We start from the raw sequence: 22,081 nt of genomic DNA, 5'->3' as shown, positions 1-22,081 counted from the left end.
GGGGGCCACCTTCTCCCGACAAGCGGGAGAAGGGATGCTAGTCGTCAGACCGTTTCGCGCCGTCCAGCGTCTGCTCGGCCTTGGCCTTGCGCGCCGCTTCCAGCGACCGGTCCGCGCCCGTGCGGCCGAACTTCGCCCGGTTCTCCACGGCCGCCTGCTTGCCCGCCGCCCGGGCCCTGGCCTTGCGGGCCTTGTTGAGGTTGATCACGTCCGCCATGGGCGGAAACTAACGCGAAACCCTCCGCGCCGACAGCCGTTGTAGTCGCTCCCACAACCTGTACCGGGAGTATCGCCATGACCGACGCCACCGCCATTCGCGAACATATGGAAGTCATCGGCTCGGACGAAAAACACGTCGGCCGCGTCGACCATGTGGTCGGGACCGACATCGAGCTGGCCAAGCTGGACCTGGCCGGCGGCTTCAAGCACCACATGATCCCGCTGAGCTGGGTCGACTATGTCGACGAACGCAGCGAGACGGTGAAGCTCAGCCTGACCGCCGAAGCGGCCAAGGCCGCCTGGCGCGAAAAGCACTAGCCGCCGCGCCGCCGCCGCGGCCCCCCAATCCGAGGATGTGCGCTCGCTGGGACCAGCCTAAGCAGGCCGGGTAGCGGGAGTGACGGAATGATCCGGATTGGTGGGGCCGTGGCGGCGGCGATGGTTGCAGTCGGCTCGCCGGCGATGGCGGCTGAGGACTGGAAGGCCGATGGGCCGACCTGCCAGGGGGTCTATGACGCCCTGCATATTCAGAAGGCCTCGCTGAGCCAGCGTTGGCCGGAGGTTCGGGCGACGGCGAACTTCGAGGCGATCAACTTCGACGCCCGCGCCTCGGCTCCGGAGATCGACAAGGTTGTCGCCGACTATCAGGCCGAGGACTGGGGCGCCTACAGCGACAACTTCGTGGCCATGCTGCTGAAGGCGAGCATCGACGGCGATCCGAAGCCGGTGCGCGAGGTGCTGGCGGTGGCGGCGCGCTGCGACGCCGCGTTCGGCTTCAAGCCGGTCCTGGGTCCGGTCGCCGGACCGTCGGCCGCCAAGCCACCGCCCAAGCCCGCGCCGCCGCCGGTGGCCAAGGGGCCGGTGGTCGATGACAGAAGTTGCGCGGTGTCCTACCTGGCCCTGTCCTACGGCAACCAGGGCAATCCGCCGCTGGCTGGCCTGCTGTTCCAGCGGGCCGACGGAGCGCTGCTGCGGTACGCCGGCGCCAATCCCAAGCTGGACCGGCTGGTCATCGGCAAGGATGTGCAGGCCGCCGCCGAGACGCGGGTGAAGGCCATCCTGATCGACAAGTCGGCGCCGGCCGAACCGCTGTTCGCCGAGGTGCGGGCCTGCGACGGGCGCTATGGACTGCCCCCGCCGCAGTAGCCGGCTAGAGAATCCAGTCGCCGGTGTCGCCGGTGACGTCGCCGTTGATCTTGACCTGGTAGTCGGCCTTGCCGTCGCCGTTGATGTCCAGCTTCACGGTGGTGATGCCGCCCGCGAAGCTGACCGTCATCTCGCCGGCCGTCTTGGTGAAGGCGCCGACCTCGGTCAGGATGCCGCCGAAGGCCCCCGAGAAGTCGAGGATGTCGCCCTCGGCGTCGCTGAAGTCGTAGATCTGGTCGGTCTCCAGGGTGGCGCCGAAGGCGTGGGCGACGACGAAGGCGTCCGTCCCCGTGCCGCCCCGCAGCAGGTCGTTGCCGGCCCCGCCGATGATGAAGTCGTCGCCGTCGTTGCCGTTGATGGTGTCGACCCCGGCCAGGCCCGACAGGGTGTTGCCGCCGGCATTGCCCTGCAGGTTGTTGGCCCCGGCGTTGCCGGTCCCGTCGATGTCGCCCGAGCCCTGCAGCTCCAGGCCCTCGAGATTGGTCGCCAACACCCAGCCGTCGAGCGCCGTGCGTACGATGTCATAGCCTTCGGCGGCGTTCTCGATGGTCTGATCGCCGGCGTCGTCGACGATGTAGACGTCGTTGTCGGTCCCGCCGGTCATGACGTCGGCGCCGGCCCCGCCGTCGAGGTAGTCGTTGCCGGCCCCGCCGTTGAGGGTATCGATGTCGGCTTCGCCGTCCATGCGGTCGTTGCCGATGCCGCCGTTGAGCTGGTCGGCCCCCGTGCCGCCGAACAGCTTGTCGGACCCGTCACCGCCGTTCAGTTCATCGACCCCGGCGTCGCCGTAGAGAATGTCGCCGCCGGCGTCGCCGCTGAGGAGGTCGTCGTTGTCGCCGCCGAAGATCTGGTCGTTGGCGTCGCCGCCGGCGAGGATGTCGTCGCCGCCGAGGCCGCGGAGGATGTCCTTGTCGGCCCCGCCGTCGGCGATGTCGGCGCCCGCCGTGCCGCTCAGGTCGTCGGCGCCAGGCGTGCCGACCATGCCACCGGCGGCGGGAAGGCCGTAGATGATCCAGGCCGCGCCGGCGTTGTTGCCGCCGGCGTCGTGGAAGGAGGTGCTGACGAGGACGTCCATCGCGCCGTCGTCGTTGTAGTCGCCGAAGCCGGCGATGCGGCTGAGGTTGTCGCCGGCGGCCTCGCCGTTGATCTGGAAGCCGTTGGTCCCGTCCAGCCCGGCGAGCGACACGGTGGCGCCCCAGGTGCTCTGGCCGAAGATGACGTAGGCGGCGCCGGCGTTGGAGCCGTTGTCGTCCTTGCCGGTGGCGCCGAAGCCGAAGTCGTCGATGCCGTCGCCGTTGACGTCGCCCAGTCCCGTCACCCGGATGCCGAGGTTGTCACCCGAGGTCTCGCCGTCGATGCGGATGCCGTTGGTTCCGTCGAGGGAGGAGACATTGACGCTGCTGGCGAAGTCGCCGGCCACGGCGGTGTTGCGGCCGAAGACCACGAAGGCCCCGCCGTTGTTGGTCAGGCCGTTGGCGCCGATGATAACGTCGTCGACGCCGTCGTCGTTGATGTCGCCGGCGGCCGAGACGCTGATGCCGGCCTGGTCGCCCGCCGCCAAGCCTGCGATGCGGAAGCCGTCGGCCCCGGTCAGGGCGCTGAGGCTGACCGAGGCGGTGAAGCCGGTATTCTTGCCGAAGACGATATAGGCGCCGCCGGAGTTGGAGCCATTGGGGTCGAGGCCCATGGCCCCGATGGCGATGTCGTCGATGCCGTCGCCGTTGATGTCGCCGGCGTTGGCCACCGAGGTGCCGACGTAGTCGTAGCTGCTGATGGCCGGCATCTTGAAGCCGGTCGTGCCGTCGAGGGTGGCGACGTCGATGTTGCCGGCGAAGGCGCCGTTGACGGCGGTGTCCTTGCCGAAGATCACGTAGCCGGCGCCGCGGTAGCTGTCGGCCTGGTTGGCGCCGACCAGCATGTCCTCGATGCCGTCGCCGTTGAAGTCGCCCAGGGCGACCGAGAAGCCGAGGCCGTCGCCGCCGTTGGTGCCGCTGATCTGGAAGCCGGTCGTGCCGGTCAGGCTGGAGGTGGCGATGTCGCTGGCGAAGGCGCCGTCGACGGCGACGTTCTTGCCGAAGATCACATAGGCCGCGCCCGAGCCGCCGCCGTCCGGGTCGCCGCCCGAAGCGCCGACGATGAGGTCGTCGATGCCGTCGTTGTTGACGTCGCCCGCGCCGGCGACCGAGACGCCGACGAAGTCCTGGGCGTATTCGCCGCCGTTGATCTGGAAGCCGGTGGTCCCGTCGATGCTGGTCAGGCTGTAGTTGGCCGGGAAGCCCGAGGCCGTGCCGAACACGACATAGACCGCCCCCTGGCTGGCGCCGCCGACGCCGGTGGCGCCGATGGCGAAATCGTCGATGCCGTCACCGTTGATGTCGCCGACATTGGCGATCGACTGGCCGGCGTAGTTGCTGGCCGCTTCGCCGGTGATCTGGGACCCCGTGGTCCCGTCGAGGGAGCTGAGTGCGACGACTGCGGTGAAAGGCATGGGTGCGTTCCCTCAGGGAATTTTTTTGAACGGCTCGTCAATAACGCGAGTCGCGCACACCCTTCAGGCGAGTTGCTTACCCAAACCTTTCCTAAGGCGATTTGTCGCGGAGATGTGACTGGTGGGTAACCCCGATCCGAGGAGCCCGTTTACCGCACCGCGCCGCAGAACCTCTGAATCCGGCCGCAGGCGTCTTCCAGCACGGCGTTCGAGGTGGCGTAGCTGATCCGGAAGTGGGGGGAGAGGCCAAACGCCGCACCATGCACCACCGCCACCCCTTCGGACTCCAACAGCTCGCTGGCGAAGGCCTCGTCATCGGTGATGACCTTGCCGGTCGGGGCGGTCCGGCCGATCAGTTCGGCCACCGAGGGATAGACGTAGAAGGCGCCTTCCGGGGTCGGGCAGTGCATGCCGCTGGCCTGGTTGAGCATCGAGACGACGAGGTCGCGGCGCTCCTGGAACAGCTTGGCGTTCGGCTTGATGAAGTCCTGCGGCCCGTTCAACGCCTCGACCGCCGCCCATTGCGAGATGGAGGAGGGGTTGGAGGTCGACTGGCTCATCACCTTGCCCATCAGCTTGATCAGCGGCTCGGGGCCGCCGGCGTACCCGATGCGCCAGCCGGTCATGCTGTAGGCCTTGGAGACGCCGTTCATGGTCAGGGTGCGGTCGTAGAGCTCGGGCACGACCTGGGCGATGGTGGTGAACTCGAAGTCGTCGAACACCAGGTGCTCGTACATGTCGTCGGTCAGGATCCAGACCTGCGGATGGCGCAGCAGCACCTCGCCGATCGCGCGCAGCTCGGCGCGGGTGTAGGCGGCGCCCGAGGGGTTGGAGGGGCTGTTGAGCAGCACCCAGCGGGTGCGCGGGGTGATGGCCGCCTCGAGGGCTTCCGGCTGGACCTTGAAGTTGGTGGCGGCGCTGGTCTGGACAAAGCGCGGCTCGCCGCCGGCCAGGTAGACCATGTCCGGGTAGGAGACCCAGTAGGGCGTCGGGATGACCACCTCGTCACCCGGGTTCAGGGTGGCGACGAAGGCGTTGTAGATGACCGGCTTGCCGCCCGGCGAGACGTTGATCTGGCTGGGCTTGTAGGTCAGGCCGTTCTCGCGCGCGAACTTGGCGCAGATGGCTTCCTTCAGCTCCGGGATGCCGTCGACGTCGGTGTACTTGGTCTTGCCGGCGTTGATCGCCGCGATGGCCGCCTGCTTGATGTTTTCCGGGGTGTCGAAGTCGGGCTCGCCGGCGCCCAGGCCGATGACGTTGCGACCCTCGCGCTGCAGCAGGCGGGCTTTCGCCGTGACCGCGATGGTGGCGGACGGCTTCACGCGGGCCAGAGCGGCGGATTCGAGCGACATCGGTTAGGACTCCTCTGGGATTGCGGGCTTTCAGGATTGGCGCCGTCTTACGCGCGGGGTTGTTGCATCGCAACACGGCAAGCCGTGCATTTTCTTTGCAAGGTCCGACCGGAAAGCTATGGGCGCCGGGCCCTGACCTCCTCGACGAAGGCGTTCAGGTGGGCGCCGAGGAAGGCGGTGGTCTTCTCGTCGGTCAGCCGGCCATCGGTGATCTTGGTGTGGGCCTGGAAGACCAGCACCTCGCCCAGCGGGGCGACGTGGGTCAGGGTGCGGCGCAGGATGAGGCGCAGCTGGTCCTGGGCGCGGGCGCTGCCGGTCATGCCGGGGCTGGCGCCGACGATGCAGGCGATCTGGCCGGTCAGCGGGGCGGACGGGCCGCGGCTGGCCCAGTCGATGGCGTTCTTGAGCACGCCGGTGATGCCGGCGTTGTACTCGGGACAGGCGAAGAGGATGCCGTCGGCGGCGCGAATGGCCTCCTTCCAGGCGGTAACGGCGGGGGGATCGCCGGCCGCCTCGACGTCCTGGTTGAACAGCGGCAGGTCGTGCAGGCCGTGGAGCGTCAGGGTGACGCCGTCGGGCAGCAGGTCCTGGGCCGCATGCAGCAGGGTGGTGTTGAAGGAGGCGGCCCTGAGGCTGCCGGAGACGCCGAGGAGGTTCATGGCGGGACCGTAGCGGCAAAGTCACAGGGCGCCAAAGCCTTGCTGGTCCTGGCGGAACCCTCCGCCGCCGGACCGGTTGATGCGGTTCGGGGCCGCAGGAGACGTCATGCGCTACGCCGCCCCCAACCAGAGCCCGGTCCGCGCCGCACAACCTTCCCTTGACCCCATTGCCGCAATCGGCGACGCCTTCGCCCGTATGAAGGCCTTCCTCAACTTCGTCCTCAACATGGACGCCCGCGCCTGGCGCTCGGTGGCGGTCAGCTTCGTGCTGTTCGGCGGCGTCGGCCTGGTCTTCCTATTCGGCGCGCCGCTGATGGGGCTGGACGGCGAGACGACGGTCGAGGGCTGGCTGGGCTCGGTGCACGGCATCTGGGGCCTGCCGGTGGCGGTGGGGGCCTTCGCGGTGCTGGCCTTCCTGGGCGTGCCGCAGATCGTGCTGATCGCGGCGGCCGTGGTCGCCTTCGGGCCCTGGCTGGGGATGACCTACAGCTGGATCGGCACCCTGGTTTCGGCCCAGGTGGGCTTCTGGTTGGGCCGGCTGTTCGGCGGCAAGCTGCTGCGCGACCTCGGCGGCAAGGGGGTCAACAGCTTCATGACGCTGATCGGCGAGAACGGCTTCCTGGCCAGCCTGATCGTGCGGCTGGTGCCGTCAGCGCCCTTCATTGTCGTCAACATGGCGGCCGGGGTGACACCGATGCGCCAGCGCCATTTCGCGGCCGGCACGGCCCTGGGGATCATTCCCAAGATCGTGCTGACCGCCTTCGCTGGCAACTCGCTGGTCCAGAGCCTCAAGGGCGAGGGCAACGTCTGGCACTACCTGACCCTGGCCGGGGTGGTGGCGGTGTGGATCGCCATCGGCTGGTACGCTCGCCGCTGGCTGAAGAAGCATGAGGCCGAGCAGGCGGCGCTGGACAGCGATCCGTCCTGAGCCTCAGGGCCGCTTGCCGGCCGCGACCCTGGCCCCCAGCGCCTTGTCGAACGCTTGGCCGAGCCTGGCGCCGGCCACCAGCTGCGCCCGCGCCACGGCGGTGACCTGCGGAACCGCCGCCGTCCAGGCCTCGTCAAGTTCACGCACCTGGGCCTCGCTCAAGGCCCCGCGCCGCACACCCTGGCTGGCCCTGGCGGCGAGCATCACCGCCACGCCCAGCCCGGCCCGCAGGACCGGATCGATCCGCGGCGCCAGGCCGTAGGCGCCGAACCGGTGGAACTGGTCGATCTCGGGCGGCCGCGTCTTGATCAGCGGGTCCCAGGGGTCGCCGAAGTCCATGATCCATTCCCACCAGGGGATCTTCGGCTTGTAGAGGAACTCGCGCACATGGGCCTTGGTGCAGGCCCCGCGCACCTGGGTGAAGTAGGTGTCGGCCAGGGAGCCGAAATTGTACCAGTGGTCGAATTCGCCGAGGCCGAAGTTGAACTTCTTGGTCTGGACGCCGCCCTTGGCGACCTTGGTCGAGCCCAGCCAGGGCTTCAGCTGTTCCTTCAGCAGCGGCATCTTGCTGATGTCGACGATCGAGCCCCACCAGATCGGCTTGAGCTTGGTGACGGGGATCAGCCAGTAAATGATGTTGCGGAAGTAGTGCATGATCATCCGGTAGTCGGCGTTGGGCTGCCGCTGGCCGTTCTGCAGGGTGAAGAAGCCGTGCAGCCGCTGGTCCGAAGCCGGCACGTCGCCGGTCATGAACAGGTCGCCGGTGACGTTGATGTTGAAGAAGTGGTGCCAGGTGGAACTGACCACCACCCGGCCGCGGCCCACCCGATGGCCATCCCAGACGCCGACCACGCCGAAGCGGGCGGCGGCGGTGATGCCGATCTCGCCGAAGTCATGCTCCTGGATCAGGCCTGGGATGTCGTGGCCCGGGATGACGGTCCCCTCGGCGACGACCTCCGGGGCCAGCGGCGCGCCCTGGTAGTCGGGATACTCCCGCTTGCTCTGGCCTTCGAGCATGAAGGTGCGGCCGCCGAGGTCGTCCGGTACTTCGCACATGCCCTCGTGCATGTGGTCGGGCAGCACCTTGATCGCCCCGTTGGGCGAGCACATCACCGGATGGGGCAGGCTGAAGCTGGCCGGATAGCCGCCGACCACGCCGAAGCCGGCGCCGTACCAGGCGAGGTCGATCGGTTGCGGCACGTCGTCGGACTGGTCCTCGAAATTGTACACCCCGTCCGGTCCGGTCCGGGTGGTGTCGAGACGGTTGGGGCCTACCGGCGACGGCGCCTCGGGCTCGCCGTTCGGGCCGGGCGAGCCCCACCAGCGGCGCATGCTGCGGACCCGGGGGATCCTGTGGCAGATCGGGAAGCCCAGGCTGGAATGGTCACCGGTGGCGAAGAAGCCGCCGCCGTCTTCCATGAACCTGGCGATGGCCTCGGCCTCGGCCTGCAGCTTGTCCTCCTCTTCGTCGTCCCCGGTGGCGATCGAGAAGAACAGGACGATGTCGTAGTCGGCGATGGTGCGGGTCTGGCCGCCGACCTGGAAGTTTTCGTCGAAGCGGAAGCCGACGACGTCGGCGCCTGTCCTGTCCTTGATCTGCTGGGCGGTGTCGCTGGCAGTCGGCGCGTCGCGGTGCGCCAGGGTGGGCTTGAGGTCGAAGCCCAGCCAGTTAGTTTCGTTGAGCACCCGCATGAACTCGCCCAGGTGGAAGGCGCGGTCGGGGACCTCGCTGGTCCATTGCAGGAAACCGCCGTCGTCATCGGTGACAACCAGGATATCGACGTCCGCCATACACGCCTCCAAGGAGATCCGGCGCGGTCTTCGGGGGGAGGGCCACGCCGAGAGGTTGGGGTTGTGGAAAAGCAACTAGAGGTAGCATTGCATAACCCAGATTGGGCGTCCAGACGGGCGGCGATTACGATCCGTTGATCGGCCCGATCGCCGCCGCGGCGATGCGAAAAGTAACTCGGATAACAATTGACGCCGGTCGGGTCTGGCATCGTCTCCGCAACAACAATGGGAGGCGTCCATGCGTGGATTGGCGGCGACGGCGATGATGCTCGCCCTGGGGCTGGCCGGTCTGGCCCAGGCGGCCGAAGCCCCGTCGGCCTCGACGTTGGCGGCGCAGGCGAAACTGAAGGCGCAGCTGCCGTTCGCCGACCAGCAGGACTTCGAGTTCGCCCGGCGCGGCTTCATCGCCACGCGCAGCGATCCGTTGATCAAGCGCGCTGACGGCGGCGTCGCCTGGGATCTGTCGGCCTATGGCTTCATCAAGGGCGAGGCGCCGGGAAGCGTGAACCCCAGCCTGTGGCGCCAGGCCCAGCTGCTGTCGATCCACGGGCTGTTCAAGGTGTCGGACCGCATCTGGCAGGTGCGCGGCTTCGATGTGTCCAACATCACCTTTATCGCCGGCGACAGCGGCTGGATCATCATCGACCCCCTGACCTCGACCGAGGTGGCGCAGGCGGCGCTGGACCTGGCCAACGACAGGCTGGGCAAGCGGCCTGTGGTGGCCATCATCTACACCCACAGCCACACCGACCACTTCGGCGGCGGCCGCGGGGTGGTCGAGGCGGCCGACCTGACCAGCGGCAAACTGCGGGTGATCGCGCCGAAGAACTTCCTGGAAGAGGCGGTGTCGGAGAATGTCATCGCCGGCACGGCGATGAGCCGGCGCGCGACCTTCCAGTTCGGCTTCAGCCTGGCGCCGGGACCGGAAGGACAGATCAGCTCGGGCATCGGCCAGGCGGTGTCGAAGGGGACCTCGACCCTGATCCCGCCGACCGAGAGCATCACCGAGACCGGCCAGATGCTGACCATCGACGGCGTGCGGATCGAGTTTCAGTACACGCCGGGCACCGAGGCGCCGGCCGAGATGAACCTCTACTTCCCCGATTGGCGGGTGCTGTGCATGGCCGAGAACGCCAACCCGACGATGCACAATGTGCTGACGCCGCGCGGGGCGCTGGTGCGCGACTCCAAGGTCTGGGCCGACGACCTGACCGAGTCCATCGAGCGCTACGCCGGCCGCTCGGACGTCCTGTTCACCAGCCATGGCTGGCCGCGCTTTGGCCGGGCGGTGCTGACCGACTATCTGGCCAGCCATCGCGACGCCTACAAATACCTGCACGACCAGTCGGTGCGGCTGATGAACCAGGGCTATGTCGGCGACGAGATCGCCAGCCGCATCGCCCTGCCACCCGTGCTTGCTAAGCAGTGGTTCAACCGCGGCTACTACGGCACGATGAGCTTCAACAGCCGGGCGGTCTATCAGCGCTACATGGGCTGGTACGACGCCAATCCGGTCAACCTGATCCCCATCCCGCCGGCCGACCTGGCCCGGCGCTATGTCGCGGCCATGGGCGGGGCGGACAAGGTCAAGGCGCTGGCCCAGGCGGCGCATGACGAGGGCGACTATCCCTGGGCGGCGACCCTGCTCAACAACGTCGTGCAGGCCGACCCGGCCGCCAAGGACGCCCGCGAGCGGCTGGCCCGGGTCTATGACCAGCTTGGCTGGCAGGCCGAGAGCGCCATCGGCCGCAACATGTACCTGTCTGGCGCGGCCGAGCTGCGGGCGGCGACGCCGACCAGCGCCGGGGCCAACCGCGCCGGCGACCTGGTGGCCAACCTGCCGACGGCGATGATCTTCGACCTGATGGCGGTGCGGTTGAATCCGGAGAAGGTGGGTGAGGCCCACGCCGCTGTGCTGTTCGTCTTCCCCGAGCGCAATGAGCGGTTCCTGGTCACTGTCCGCAACCAGGTGCTGGTCGCCCGGCCGGCCAGCGCCGACGCCAAGGCCGACGCGACCCTGACGCTGCCGAGGGGCCTGTACCTGCAGTCGCTGTTCACCGGCGCGCCGCTGGCCCAGCACATCGCCTCCGGGGCGGCCAAGGCGGAGGGCGACCTCTCGGTGCTGCAGAAGATGGCCGGCTGGTTCGATGCACCGAAAGGAGACTTCCCGATCGTGACGCGGCCGGAGTAGGGGAGGGGCAAAAGGATTTGCCCATGCTGACCCTGTTCTATGTGCCCGGCTCCGCCTCCGACGTCGCCCGCCTCGCCCTGGAAGAGGCGGGCGCGACCTATCAGGCCCTGCGCGTCGACTTCTCCAAACAGGAGCAGCGCCAGCCGCAGTATCTGGCCATCAACCCCAAGGGGCGGGTGCCGGCGCTGGTTACAGACGAAGGGGTAATCACTGAGAATGTCGCCATCCTGGCCTGGATCGCCCAGAGCTATCCGGCCGCGCGGCTGGCGCCGAGCGACCCCTTCGGTTTCGCCCAGGCCCAGGCGTTCAACGCCTACATGGCCTCGACCGTGCATGTGGCGCATGCCCACAAGATGCGCGGCTATCGCTGGGCGGACGATCCGGCCTGCATAGAGCATCTGCGGTCGAAAGTGCCCGAGACGATGGCCGGCGTCTTCCAAACCATTGAGGAGGAGCTGTTCGTCGGACCCTGGGTGCTGGGCGAGGATTTCAGCGTCTGCGACCTCTACCTGTTCGCCATGGCCGACTGGCTGGAGGGCGACGGGGTGGACTGCCGGCGGTTCCCGAAAGTCTACGAACACCGCGAGCGGGTGAGGGCGCGGCCGGCGGTGCGGAAGGTTCTTGCTCAGCAGGCGGCGTAACGGCGCATCAGGCGCAAAACTCTTGCGCGATTCACCCCGATTGGGTACATCGACGGCATGGATCGTCAGCGCGACACCCTGCGTCTTCTTCGGCTCCTCGGGCTTAGCAGCCCCTGGATGACCGTCTAGCTGCGCATACGTCGCGGCGGGTCGCCCAGGGGCAAAATGCTCCACCCGCCCAAGCCACTCGCGACGAAAGATTTTACCCCATGAGTACCATCGTATCCGGCGCCCAGCGCGTCATCGTTTTCGACACCACCATGCGCGACGGCGAGCAGTCGCCCGGCGCCTCGATGAGCTTCGATGAGAAGCTGGAGCTGGCCAAGATCCTCGAGGAGATGGGGGTCGACGTCATCGAGGCCGGCTTCCCGATCGCCTCGAACGGCGACTTCGAAGCCGTCCGGGCCATCGCCAAGATCGTCACCGAAAGCACGGTCTGCGGCCTGGCCCGCGCCGCCGCCGCCGACATCGACCGCTGCGCCGAGGCCATCAAGCCGGCGGCGCGCGGCCGCATCCACACCTTCCTGTCGACCAGCCCGGTCCACATGAAGTGGAAGCTGCAGATGGAGCCCGAGCAGGTGCTGGAGGCGGTCAGCGCCTCGGTCAGCCACGCCCGCAACCTGTGCGGCGACGTCGAATGGTCGGCGGAAGACGCCACACGGACGGAGCGCGAGTTCCTGTACCGCTGCGTCGAGGCGGCCATCAAGGCGGGCGCCACGACGATCAATCTGCCCGACACCGTCGGCTACACCTATCCCGAGGAATACGCCCAGCTGTTCCGCGACGTGATCGCCACGGTCCCGGGCGCCGACAACGTCATCTTCTCGGCCCACTGCCACAACGACCTGGGCCTGGCGGTGGCCAACAGCCTGGCTGCCGTGCAGGGCGGGGCGCGCCAGGTGGAATGCGCCGTCAACGGCATCGGCGAGCGGGCCGGCAACGCGGCGCTGGAAGAGATCGTCATGGCCATGCGAGTACGGGGCGAGACCCTGGGCTTCGACAGCGCCGTCGATCCGCAGCACATCACCCGGGCCAGCCGCTACGTCTCGGCAATCACCGGCTTCCCGGTGCAGTTCAACAAGGCCATCGTCGGCAAGAACGCCTTCGCCCACGAGGCCGGCATCCACCAGGACGGGATGCTGAAGAACGCCGAGACCTACGAGATCATGAAGCCCGAGGATGTCGGCCAGGGCGCCAGCAACCTGGTGATGGGCAAGCATTCGGGCCGCCACGCCTTCCGCGAGAAGCTCAAGGCCCTGGGCTACGAGCTGGGCCAGAACGCCCTGAACGAAGCCTTCGTGCGGTTCAAGGAACTGGCCGACAAGAAGAAGCACGTCTTCGACGACGATATCATCGCCCTGGTCGACGACGCCCTGGCGCGCGGCTCGGAGAAGATCCGGGTGGCCCGCCTGCGGGTCGTGGCCGGCACCGACGGCCAGTCGGCCGAACTGACCCTGGATGTCGACGGAGTCGAGCGGACGGCGGAAGCCACCGGCGACGGGCCGGTCGACGCGGTGTTCAACGCCATCCACATGATCGTACCGCACGCCGCCGCCCTGCGCCTGTTCCAGGTGCATGCGGTGACCGAGGGGACAGACGCCCAGGCTCAGGTCTCGGTGCGTCTGGAGGAGGACGGCCGTATCGCCACTGGACAGGCGGCCGACACCGACACCCTGACGGCCAGCGCCAAGGCCTATGTCAACGCCCTCAACAACCTCTTCTCCCGCAAGGAAAAGAGCCGGCCGGAAACGGCCATCGCCAGCGGGTTCTGACGCTACCCAGTCGTCATCCACCACCGTCATCCTCGGGCTTGTCCCGAGGACCCATTCGTCCGCTTGCACGAACGCCCGCCCATAGGTCGGCGGTCGGCGCGGCCGCGCTCGCGCCTTGCCCAACGATGGGTCCTCGGGACAAGCCCGAGGATGACGGACGTGGGGGCGGGGGCGGGGCGCCAGGATCGGAGATCCGATGCACATCGACATCACGACGCCCGCCGGCTGGTCGACACTGGTCCAACGCACGGCCGAGATCGGCTTCGACATGCCCTCCGACCCGGCGGGCGGCGCCTTGCTGCGCATGCTGGCCGGCAGCAAGCCTGGTGGGCGCCTGCTGGAGCTGGGCACCGGCACGGGCCTGGCGACAGCCTGGCTGCTCGACGGCATGGACGCGGCCGCGCGCCTGGTCAGCATCGACAACGATGCCGCCGTTCAGGGCGAGGCGCGGGTCGTACTCGGTGATGACCCCCGCGTGGACTTTGTCACCGGCGACGGCCTGGCCTATATCCGCGGCCTGCCGCCGGGTTCGGTCGACCTGATCTTCGCCGACGCCTGGCCGGGAAAATACGAGGGGCTGGAGGACGCCCTGGCGCTGCTGGCGCCGGGCGGCCTCTACATCGGAGACGACATGCTGCCACAGCCCAACTGGCCGCCCGGCCATCAGGCCCGGGTCGATGAACTGCTGACCCGGCTGGCCGGGGACGGGCGGCTCGCCGTCCAGGCGCTGGGCTGGGGTTCGGGGTTCGTGATCGCCGCGCGCCGCGCCGCCTGACATGCTGTGGATCCCCGTCACCGTCGCCGCGGCCGCCTTCCAGGTGGCCCGCAACGCCGCCCAGCGCAGCCTGATGACCGGCTCCGGGCCGTGGGGCGCGACCCTGGTGCGGTTCCTGTTCGGCCTGCCCTTCGCCTGCGCCTTCGCCAGCGTCGCGCTGGCGGTCGCGTCGCATGCGCTCAGCTTCACGCCGGCCTTCTTCGGCTGGGCGACGCTCGGAGCTTTCGCGCAGATCGGGGCGACCGCGGCGCTGCTGGTCGCCATGCATCGCTCCAGCTTCGCGCTGGGCACCGCCTTCCAGCAGAGCGGCCTGCCGTTCGCGGCCCTGATCGGCTTTTTCGCGTTCGGCGACCACCTGAGCCCGGCGGCCTGGGGCGGCATCCTGCTGGCCACGGCCGGGCTGACGGCGCTGAGCTGGCCGCGCAGGATCGAGGGGCCGCGCGACTGGAGCGCCGCAGTCCTGGGCACCGTGTCGGGGGCCAGCTTCGCGGTCAGCGCCAACGCCTTTCGCCAGGCCAGCCATGCCCTGGACCTCAGCCATCCGATCCCCGCCGCCCTGGTGACCGTGGCGGTGGTGCAGGCCATCCAGTCGCTGGCCCTGGGCAGCTGGATGGCGCTGTTCGCCCGCCACAGCCTGATGTCGGTGCTGCGGTCCTGGCGGGTGTCGCTGGGGGCGGGGCTGTTCGGGGCCCTGGCCTCGGCCGGCTGGTTCGTGGCTCTGGCCATGGCGCCGGCGGGCTTGGTGCGGGCCGTCGGAGTGGTGGAGATGCCGATCGCCGCCCTGGCCGGCAAGCGGCTGTTCGCCGAGCACATCAGCCGCTGGCAGTGGCTGTTCGGCGGGGCGACGGCGGTCGGGGTGCTGCTGGCGGCGCTTGCCTGATCTGGGGCCTGATCCCCCAGTTTCTGGGGATGCGGCGCGGGACCCATGTCCCCATGGTGGGCATGAAGGAGACCGTGTATGCGCGCCGTCTGGCTAGCTCTCGCCCTGATGCTGTCGGCCCCGGCCGCCATGGCCGCGGAACCGACGTTCATCGAGGCGTTGGCCGCCCGGGGACCGCAGGAGCTGCGGGTCGCCGAGGGTCTCGGCCCGGTCCTGCCTGACGCCCGGGCGAGAGTGTCCGTCGAGCTCGGCGTGATGGTTATCGAGATCCGGCGCGGCAAGGACACGCCGCCCGAGGTCTTCCGATATGACGGCAAGGGCATCGATCACAGCAATCTGTGGACGGACGGTTACGCGGAACTCGACTTCAACGCCCTGTGCAACGGAGGCGGCACGGCCGACCGCTTCGAGATCCAGTGCTTCAGCCGCTCGGCGCTGAGGAGCCGGGCGCTGCGGCCGCCGCATACGATCTGGACGTTGCGACTGTCCGCCGACGGCCTGCGCGTGGTGCAGGATGGCTTTGGGCCGCGCCTGACGCTGACGCCGCTCAATCCGGCCCCGAAGGGCGCGGCCTGGCTCGAGGCCGGCGTGCCGGCCAACCTCGGTGATGCGTTGTCGCAGTTGGCGGCCCATGAGAAGGGCTATCTGTTCGGCGGATCCAGCGGCGGCGGTGACTGGTACGCCTCCGACCTGTGGCTGCGGGAGGTGAGGGGGCTCGACTTCAAGCTCGAGCGTACGGTCTGGCCCGATCGCGGCGGCCGCTCCGATCAGGTGCCGGCGACCTGGTCCTTCGACTACCAGGGGACGAACGGGAAGGACCCGTCGGTGCTGACCTGGCGCATGGTCCGCAACCGCAAGGGTGTCCGGGAGGCGGACTTCTGGTGCGTCAGCAAGCCCGTTTCGATCAGCGTCGAGGTCGCCTGCCACAAGGGCGGCAGGCCCTCCGACGTGCAGGGAAAGCCCGACATCGCCTTCAGGCTGGAGCCCTTTCCCGAGTGGAAAATCTATGTCGACGATGGCCCCGACAATCCCTTTGACTCGGTGGGAACCTCACGCCTCGAACCACTGCCGTTCCCATAACCCGGGTCCGGCGAACGAACGTTCCGTGAGTTGGTGAAACGGCGCTCAGTTTAGACCTTGAAATCAACACGTTCGCGGGGCAAACGCGTCACGTTCCGCAACGCTTTGGACCAATTTGCGAATCTGGGGGCCCCGGGGGCTAGGTTCGTGTGGTGCAGGGCTTGCAGGGCAGACCTCGCCCGTCCCGATTTGCTCCTGATACTAAGGCCCTGAATGTTCGGCTCCTTCTTCGGCGTATCCAACGATATCGCCATCGACCTCGGCACCGCCAACACCCTGATCTATCAGAAGGGCAAGGGCATCGTGTTGAACGAGCCCTCGGTTGTGGCTCTGCGCAACGTCGGCGGCCGCAAGAGCGTCCACGCCGTCGGCATCGAGGCCAAGCAGATGCTGGGTCGCACGCCGGGCCACATGGAGGCCATCCGTCCGATGCGCGACGGGGTCATCGCCGACTTCGAAGTCGCCGAGGAGATGATCAAGTACTTCATCCGCAAGGTTCACAACCGCAAGGGCTTCGTGAACCCCAAAGTCATCGTCTGTGTGCCGTCCGGCGCCACCGCCGTCGAACGCCGCGCCATCAATGACAGCTGCCTGAACGCCGGCGCCCGCCGCGTTGGCCTGATCGACGAGCCGATGGCCGCCGCAATCGGCGCCGGTCTGCCGATCCATGAGCCGACCGGCTCGATGGTCGTCGACATCGGCGGCGGCACCACCGAGGTGGCCGTCCTGTCTCTGTCGGGCATCGTCTATTCGCGCAGCGTGCGGGTCGGCGGCGACAAGATGGACGAAGCCATCATCAGCTACATGCGCCGCCACCATAACCTGCTGATCGGCGAAACCACCGCCGAGCGCATCAAGAAGGAAATCGGCACCGCCCGCTCGCCGGCCGACGGCGAAGGCCTGTCGATCGACGTCAAGGGCCGCGACCTCATGCAGGGCGTGCCGCGCGAAGTGCGCATCAGCGAGAAGCAGGCCGCCGACGCCCTGGCCGAACCGGTCAACCAGATCGTCGAGGCCGTAAAGGTCGCCCTGGAAGCGACGCCGCCTGAGCTGGCCAGCGACATCGCCGACAAGGGCATCATGCTGACCGGCGGCGGCGCCCTGCTGCGCGGCCTGGACGCCGAGATCCGCGACCACACCGGCCTGCCGGTCACGGTGGCCGATGATCCGCTGTCTTGCGTGGCCCTTGGCTGTGGCAAGGTTCTTGAACACCCCAAGTGGATGAAGGGCGTTCTGGAGAGCACGCTCGTCTAAACTTCTCGAATCGGGACCAATGGTTCCAATCGGAGTACTCGGGTGGCGTTTCGCCAGGACACGTTCGGCGATCTGAAGGTGCCCCTTGCCTGGACGGCCGGGGTCGCCCTGGTCGTCTGCGTGGTCATCGGCATCGCCCTGATGCTGTCGGACCGTCGCGGCACGGTCGAGAACACCGCCCAGCAGGCCACACAGAGCGCCGTCGACAATGTCGTGGCCCCGGTCGGCGACGTCGTCGCCCAGCCTGGCCGCTGGATCAGCGGCGGCTTTGCCTGGCTGGGCAGCTATGTCGACGCCGCCGGCGAGAACCGTCGCCTGAAAAAACAGCTGCAGGAAGCTCGCCGCATCGAGGACCGCGCCACCGCGCTGGCTCTGGAGAACGCCCGCCTGCGGACGATGCTGGACGTGCGCACCGAGCCGGCCATGCCGATGGTCACCGCCCGGGTGGTGTTTGACGGCCGCGGACCGTTCCGCCGGGCCCAGCTGGCCAACGCCGGGACCGACAAGGGCGTCGCCATCGGCTACCCCGTCATCAGCGAGCGTGGCGTCGTCGGCCGGGTGATCGGCGTCTCCTCCAACGCCAGCCGCATCCTGCTGCTCAAGGACGTTTCCTCCCGCACCCCGGTGATGATCGCCCGCAGCAACGCCCGCGCCATCCTGACCGGAGACGGCGGCGACAACCCGCGGCTCGGCAACCTGCGCGGTCCCGATCCGGTCAAGCCGGGCGACCGGGTGCTGACCAGCGGCGACGGTGGCGTCTTTCCGCGCGGCCTGCCGGTCGGGCGGGCGGTCAAGGGTCTGGACGGCAAGTGGCGGGTGGCGCTGGACAGCGACGCCACGGCGCTCGACTGGGTGCGGATCATCCAGTTCAAGGACTTCTCACAACTGACCGACGACAAGGCGCTGAGCTCCGGCGTCATGCCGGGCATCAAGACCGAGGACCCGGCGGCCCTGGCGGCCAAGACCATCCTGGCGCCGACGGTTCCCAAGCCCGCGGCGGCGGCCGGCTCGCCGACCGTCCCGCCGGCTGCGAAAACCCAGACCCCGCCCGCCGCCAAGCCGGCGGCGCAACCGGCGCCGAAGGCCGCGGCGCCGTCGACGCTGCCCAGGTCGGCCCCGCCGCCGGCCAAGACGCCCGCCCAGAAGCCGGCGACAGCCCCCGGGGGCATGCCGTGAGCCTGCAGGCCGCCCGGCCGCTCGACCCCTGGCGCTGGATGGGCGCGCCGGCGCTGATCTGCCTGGCCGCCACCCTGCTCCTGGGCCTGCCGTTCCGGCTGTTCGGGCTGCAGCTGCCCGAGCCGGTGTTTCCGATGATCTGCGCCTTCTCCTGGGCGGTGATCCGGCCCTCGATCCTGTCGCCGGTGGTCATCCTGCTGATGGGTCTCGTGCTGGACCTGCTGTGGGGCGCGCCGTTCGGTCTGTGGGGCCTGTCCATGCTGGTCGGCTATGGCCTGACCCTGGCCATGCGGGCGATGATGACCGGCCAGAGCCGGATGATGATGTGGGCCTGGTTTGTCGGCGTCAGCGCCGTGGTGCTGATCGCCGGCTTCCTGTTCATTATGCTGCATTCGGGCGCGACGCCGAACCTGATCGGCCTGGTCTGGCAACTTCTCGCCACAAGCCTGCTGTATCCGTTCGCTCACCGCCTGATCGACCGCTTCGACGACGCGGATGTGAGGTTCCGGTGAGCGAGCCGTCCATCTTCTTCAGCGAGGTCAATCGCCGCCAGGGCGACTTCAACCGGCGCGCCTTCCTGATCGGCGGCCTGACAGGGCTGGGCCTGACGGCGCTCGGCACGCGGCTGGCCTATCTGCAGGTGGTCGAGGCCCAGCGCTACCAGATGCTGGCCAGCTCCAACCAGTTCAACTTCATCATGGTGCCGCCGCCGCGCGGCCGGGTGCTGGACCGCAACGGCGTGGTGCTGGCCTCCAACCGCCCCAACTTCCGGCTGACCATCTATCGGGACGAGGACACCGACGTCGAACAGGTGGTCCATAACTTGGCCCAGCTGGTGCCGATCGACCCCGCGAAGGTTCCCAGGCTGATCAAGGACATCAAGCGGGCGCCCAAGAAGGCGCCGGTGCCGGTGATGGAGGACCTGACCTGGGAACAGTTCAGCCGCATCAACGTCCGGGCGCCGGAGCTGCCTGGCGTCTCGGCCGACATGGCCGAGGTGCGGGTCTATCCCTACGGCGGGGCCTTCGCCCACGTCATCGGCTATGTCGCCAAGGTCAACGACAAGGACATCAAGAAGGTCCGGGCGGCCGGGCAGACGCCGGATCCGCTGCTGTTCAATCCCGGCTTTCGGATCGGCCGCCAAGGGGTCGAGAAGGCCTTCGACCTGGAGCTGCGCGGCAAGGCTGGCGGCAAGAAGGTCGAGGTCGACGCCAAGGGCCGGGTGGTGGCCGAGGACCCCGGCGGCGACCTGCCGCCGATCCCCGGCGAAGAGATCAGGCTGACCCTCGATGTCGACGTGCAGCGCCGGGCGCTGGAGGTGTTCGGCGAGGAGAGCGGCGCGGCGGTGCTGATGGACTGCCGGACGGGCGATATCCTCTGCATGATGTCGGCCCCGGCCTTCGACGCCAACGGTTTCGTGCGCGGACTGTCGGGACCCGAATACCGGGCATTGGCCCAATACGAGCGCAATCCGCTGCTCGACAAGGCGCTGTCTGGGACCTATCCGGCCGGTTCGACCTTCAAGCCGACAACGGCGCTGGCGCTGCTGGCGGCCGGGGTCGACCCCAAGGAGCGGGTCGTCTGTACGGGTGGCTACCACTATGGCAACCGCACCTTCCGGTGCTGGAAAGCCGGCGGCCATGGCGCGCAGGACATGCACGACGCCATCAAGAACAGTTGCGACGTCTACTTCTACCATCTGTGCAACCGCGCCGGCATCGACCTGATCGCCGAGACCGCCAAGAAGCTGGGCTTCCAGCAGGTCTTCGACATCGGCATCCCGGGGCAGTCCCGGGGCCTGATCCCGAACAAGGCCTGGAAGAAGGAAGCCTTCAGGAAGGCCGAAAACCCCGACGCCAGGGTCTGGCATCTTGGCGAAACCCTGTCGGTGGCGATCGGGCAGGGGGCGGTGATCGTCAACGCCCTGCAGCTCTGTGTCGCCACGGCCCGCATCGCCAACAGCCGCAAGGCGCTTGAGCCCCGGCTGATCAAGTCGGTGGGCGGCAAGGACTTGCCGTCGGGGGCCGCCGTGCCCGACCTGCCGATCCCCAAGGAACACCTGGACATCGTCCGCAACGCGATGGCGGCGGTGGCCAACGACACCACGGGCGGCGCCTATCGGCAGAGCCAGCTGGGCCTCGGCGACGTGCTGATGGCCGGCAAGACCGGCACCGCCCAGTCACGGGACTACAAGCCCGGGGAGTCGCGCAAGAACGCCGGGCTGGAGTGGTCGAAGAAGGACCACAACCTCTTCATCGCCTTCGCGCCGGTGGACAATCCGCGTTACGCCCTGTCGGTCATCGTCCAGCACGGTGGCGTCAGCGGCTCCCTGGCGGCTGCGCCTCGCGCCCGTGAGATCATGCGCACGGCGCTGCTCAAGGACCCGGAAATCCGGGCGCGGATCGAAAAGCCGTTGCCGTTGCCCGAGCTCGATCCCAACGCTGATGTCGAGGGCGCGCAGCCGGCGCTGCCGACGGACGGGCTGGCGCCGCTGGCGCCGGCGCCGCAGGGCGCCCCGACCCCGACCCCCGCTCCGGCCGCCGTGCCGCCCGGAGGACCGGGCCGATGAGTGTTTCCGCCCTCTCGCGGCCCGGCGAGCGCGACCGGCCGCTGATCAAGTTCCTGGAGATCGACTGGGTCTTCTGCCTGCTGCTGTGCCTGATCGCCGGGGCGGGATCGCTGATCATGTACTACGTCGCCGGGGCGAGCTGGACGCCCTGGGCGGCGGCGCACCTGATGCGATACGGCATCTTCTTCGTGGCCATGATCGTGCTGGCCATGCTGCCGCTGCGGGTGTGGTTCGAGGTCGCCTATCCGGTCTATATCGTCGGGCTTGGCCTGCTGGTCGCCGTTGAGCTGGTGGGGGACGTTTCCAAGGGGGCCCAGCGGTGGCTGGACCTCGGTCCGGTGCGTTTCCAGCCATCCGAGATCATGAAGATCGGCATCGTGCTGGCGCTGGCCCGCTTCTATCACGGGGTCTCGGCCGAGAGCGCCCGGTTCAGCTGGTGGCTGCTGATCCCGCTGGTGCTGATCGCCCTGCCGACCCTGCTGGTCGCCCACCAGCCCGACCTCGGCACCGCCATCCTGATCGGGGCCACCGGCGTGGCCATCATGGTGCTGGCGGGGCTGGACTGGAAGCTGATCGCCGGCGGCGTGGTCGCGACCCTGGCCGCCCTGCCGCCCTTCATCTTCTTCGTGCTGCAGGACTACCAGCGGAAGCGGATCCTGACGTTCCTGGACCCCGAGTCCGACAAGATGGGCGACGGCTATCACATCCTGCAGTCGAAGATCGCCCTGGGCTCAGGCGGTTTCCTCGGCAAGGGGCTGGGCCTGGGCAGCCAGAGCCAGCTCGACTACCTGCCCGAGAAGCACACCGACTTCATCTTCTCCGCCCTGTCCGAACAGCTGGGCTTCCTGGGCGCCGCCGCGGTGCTGCTGCTCTATGCGGGCGTCATCTTCATGGCCCTGCGCATCGCCTCGACCAGCCACAGCCACTTCGGCCGCCTCGGCTCGGCCGGAGTGACGGCGACCTTCGCCCTCTATGTGCTGATCAACGGGGCGATGGTCATGGGCATGGCCCCGGTCGTCGGCGTGCCGATGCCACTGCTCAGCTACGGCGGCACGGTCATGATGACGGTGATGATCGGCTTTGGCCTGGTGCTGTCGACCCGCGTGCACCGCTACAGCGAGGTGACCAGCGGCCGGGGGAGCCTGCTGTAAACGGGGGTG

The 22,081-nt window shown here is 68.5% G+C and carries 19 protein-coding genes; 14 read left to right on the top strand and 5 right to left on the bottom strand.

Annotated features, from left to right (window positions below):
• Positions 1-37: 37 nt before the first annotated feature.
• Positions 38-217: a DUF4169 family protein gene (locus AC1RSK_RS13730; RefSeq protein WP_492908120.1), complete on the bottom strand. Its 180-nt coding sequence runs from the start codon at positions 215-217 to the stop codon at positions 38-40.
• 77 nt (positions 218-294) lie between these two features.
• Between AC1RSK_RS13730 and AC1RSK_RS13725 the strand changes: the two genes are divergently transcribed.
• Both AC1RSK_RS13725 and AC1RSK_RS13720 read left to right on the top strand, forming a co-directional pair.
• Positions 295-537 (top strand): DUF2171 domain-containing protein, encoded by a 243-nt coding sequence (locus tag AC1RSK_RS13725; RefSeq protein WP_492908118.1) that lies wholly within the window; start codon positions 295-297, stop codon positions 535-537.
• A gap of 87 nt (positions 538-624) precedes the next feature.
• Positions 625-1,365: a hypothetical protein gene (locus AC1RSK_RS13720; RefSeq protein WP_492908117.1), complete on the top strand. Its 741-nt coding sequence runs from the start codon at positions 625-627 to the stop codon at positions 1,363-1,365.
• 4 nt (positions 1,366-1,369) lie between these two features.
• On the opposite strand, the gene AC1RSK_RS13715 is transcribed toward AC1RSK_RS13720, so the two are convergent.
• The 3 genes from AC1RSK_RS13715 to AC1RSK_RS13705 form a co-directional block, all read right to left on the bottom strand.
• Positions 1,370-3,853 carry a hypothetical protein gene (locus AC1RSK_RS13715; protein ID WP_492908116.1) on the bottom strand — a complete coding sequence of 828 codons (2,484 nt, stop codon included), beginning with the start codon at positions 3,851-3,853 and terminating at the stop codon, positions 1,370-1,372.
• A gap of 149 nt (positions 3,854-4,002) precedes the next feature.
• On the bottom strand, positions 4,003-5,205 hold the full coding sequence (locus AC1RSK_RS13710; RefSeq protein WP_492908115.1) for a pyridoxal phosphate-dependent aminotransferase: 1,203 nt from the start codon (positions 5,203-5,205) through the stop codon (positions 4,003-4,005).
• 116 nt (positions 5,206-5,321) lie between these two features.
• A complete protein-coding gene (locus tag AC1RSK_RS13705) occupies positions 5,322-5,864 on the bottom strand; it encodes an NADPH-dependent FMN reductase (RefSeq protein ID WP_492908114.1) in 543 nt (180 codons plus the stop codon).
• A 196-nt stretch (positions 5,865-6,060) separates the two neighbouring features.
• Here AC1RSK_RS13705 and AC1RSK_RS13700 point away from each other — a divergent pair, with 196 nt between their 5' ends.
• Positions 6,061-6,792: a TVP38/TMEM64 family protein gene (locus AC1RSK_RS13700; RefSeq protein ID WP_492908128.1), complete on the top strand. Its 732-nt coding sequence runs from the start codon at positions 6,061-6,063 to the stop codon at positions 6,790-6,792.
• A 3-nt stretch (positions 6,793-6,795) separates the two neighbouring features.
• Here AC1RSK_RS13700 and AC1RSK_RS13695 read toward each other — a convergent pair whose 3' ends face one another.
• The gene (locus tag AC1RSK_RS13695; RefSeq protein ID WP_492908113.1) at positions 6,796-8,583 is read right to left on the bottom strand and encodes a hypothetical protein; all 1,788 of its coding nucleotides are present in this window, start codon (positions 8,581-8,583) and stop codon (positions 6,796-6,798) included.
• Between the two features lie 238 nt (positions 8,584-8,821).
• Between AC1RSK_RS13695 and AC1RSK_RS13690 the strand changes: the two genes are divergently transcribed.
• From AC1RSK_RS13690 to rodA, 11 genes are all read left to right on the top strand, one after another.
• Positions 8,822-10,774: an alkyl/aryl-sulfatase gene (locus AC1RSK_RS13690; protein ID WP_492908112.1), complete on the top strand. Its 1,953-nt coding sequence runs from the start codon at positions 8,822-8,824 to the stop codon at positions 10,772-10,774.
• 23 nt (positions 10,775-10,797) lie between these two features.
• Positions 10,798-11,415, top strand: coding sequence for a glutathione S-transferase family protein (locus AC1RSK_RS13685; RefSeq protein ID WP_492908111.1), 618 nt, complete (start codon positions 10,798-10,800; stop codon positions 11,413-11,415).
• A 209-nt stretch (positions 11,416-11,624) separates the two neighbouring features.
• Positions 11,625-13,187 (top strand): 2-isopropylmalate synthase, encoded by a 1,563-nt coding sequence (locus AC1RSK_RS13680; protein WP_492908110.1) that lies wholly within the window; start codon positions 11,625-11,627, stop codon positions 13,185-13,187.
• Between the two features lie 196 nt (positions 13,188-13,383).
• Positions 13,384-13,962 (top strand): O-methyltransferase, encoded by a 579-nt coding sequence (locus tag AC1RSK_RS13675; protein WP_492908108.1) that lies wholly within the window; start codon positions 13,384-13,386, stop codon positions 13,960-13,962.
• Position 13,963: 1 nt separating this feature from the next.
• Positions 13,964-14,842, top strand: a complete 879-nt coding sequence (locus AC1RSK_RS13670; protein ID WP_492908107.1) for a DMT family transporter — start codon at positions 13,964-13,966, stop codon at positions 14,840-14,842.
• Positions 14,843-14,920: 78 nt separating this feature from the next.
• The gene (locus AC1RSK_RS13665; RefSeq protein WP_492908106.1) at positions 14,921-15,922 is read left to right on the top strand and encodes a hypothetical protein; all 1,002 of its coding nucleotides are present in this window, start codon (positions 14,921-14,923) and stop codon (positions 15,920-15,922) included.
• A 213-nt stretch (positions 15,923-16,135) separates the two neighbouring features.
• Complete coding sequence (locus tag AC1RSK_RS13660) at positions 16,136-17,176, top strand: rod shape-determining protein (protein WP_492908105.1); 1,041 nt, start codon at positions 16,136-16,138, stop codon at positions 17,174-17,176.
• 42 nt (positions 17,177-17,218) lie between these two features.
• A complete protein-coding gene (mreC, locus tag AC1RSK_RS13655; RefSeq protein ID WP_492908104.1) occupies positions 17,219-18,352 on the top strand; it encodes a rod shape-determining protein MreC in 1,134 nt (377 codons plus the stop codon).
• Positions 18,349-18,864 carry a hypothetical protein gene (locus AC1RSK_RS13650; RefSeq protein ID WP_492908103.1) on the top strand — a complete coding sequence of 172 codons (516 nt, stop codon included), beginning with the start codon at positions 18,349-18,351 and terminating at the stop codon, positions 18,862-18,864. The genes mreC and AC1RSK_RS13650 overlap by 4 nt, the downstream gene beginning before the upstream one ends.
• Positions 18,861-20,921 (top strand): penicillin-binding protein 2, encoded by a 2,061-nt coding sequence (mrdA, locus tag AC1RSK_RS13645; protein ID WP_492908102.1) that lies wholly within the window; start codon positions 18,861-18,863, stop codon positions 20,919-20,921. The genes AC1RSK_RS13650 and mrdA overlap by 4 nt, the downstream gene beginning before the upstream one ends.
• Positions 20,918-22,072 carry a rod shape-determining protein RodA gene (gene rodA / locus AC1RSK_RS13640; protein WP_492908101.1) on the top strand — a complete coding sequence of 385 codons (1,155 nt, stop codon included), beginning with the start codon at positions 20,918-20,920 and terminating at the stop codon, positions 22,070-22,072. The genes mrdA and rodA overlap by 4 nt, the downstream gene beginning before the upstream one ends.
• The last annotated feature ends 9 nt before the right edge of the window (positions 22,073-22,081 follow it).

This window comes from Caulobacter sp. GW821-FHT11A05 (genome assembly GCF_058809015.1).
This window is presented reverse-complemented; position numbering and strand designations above follow the sequence as displayed.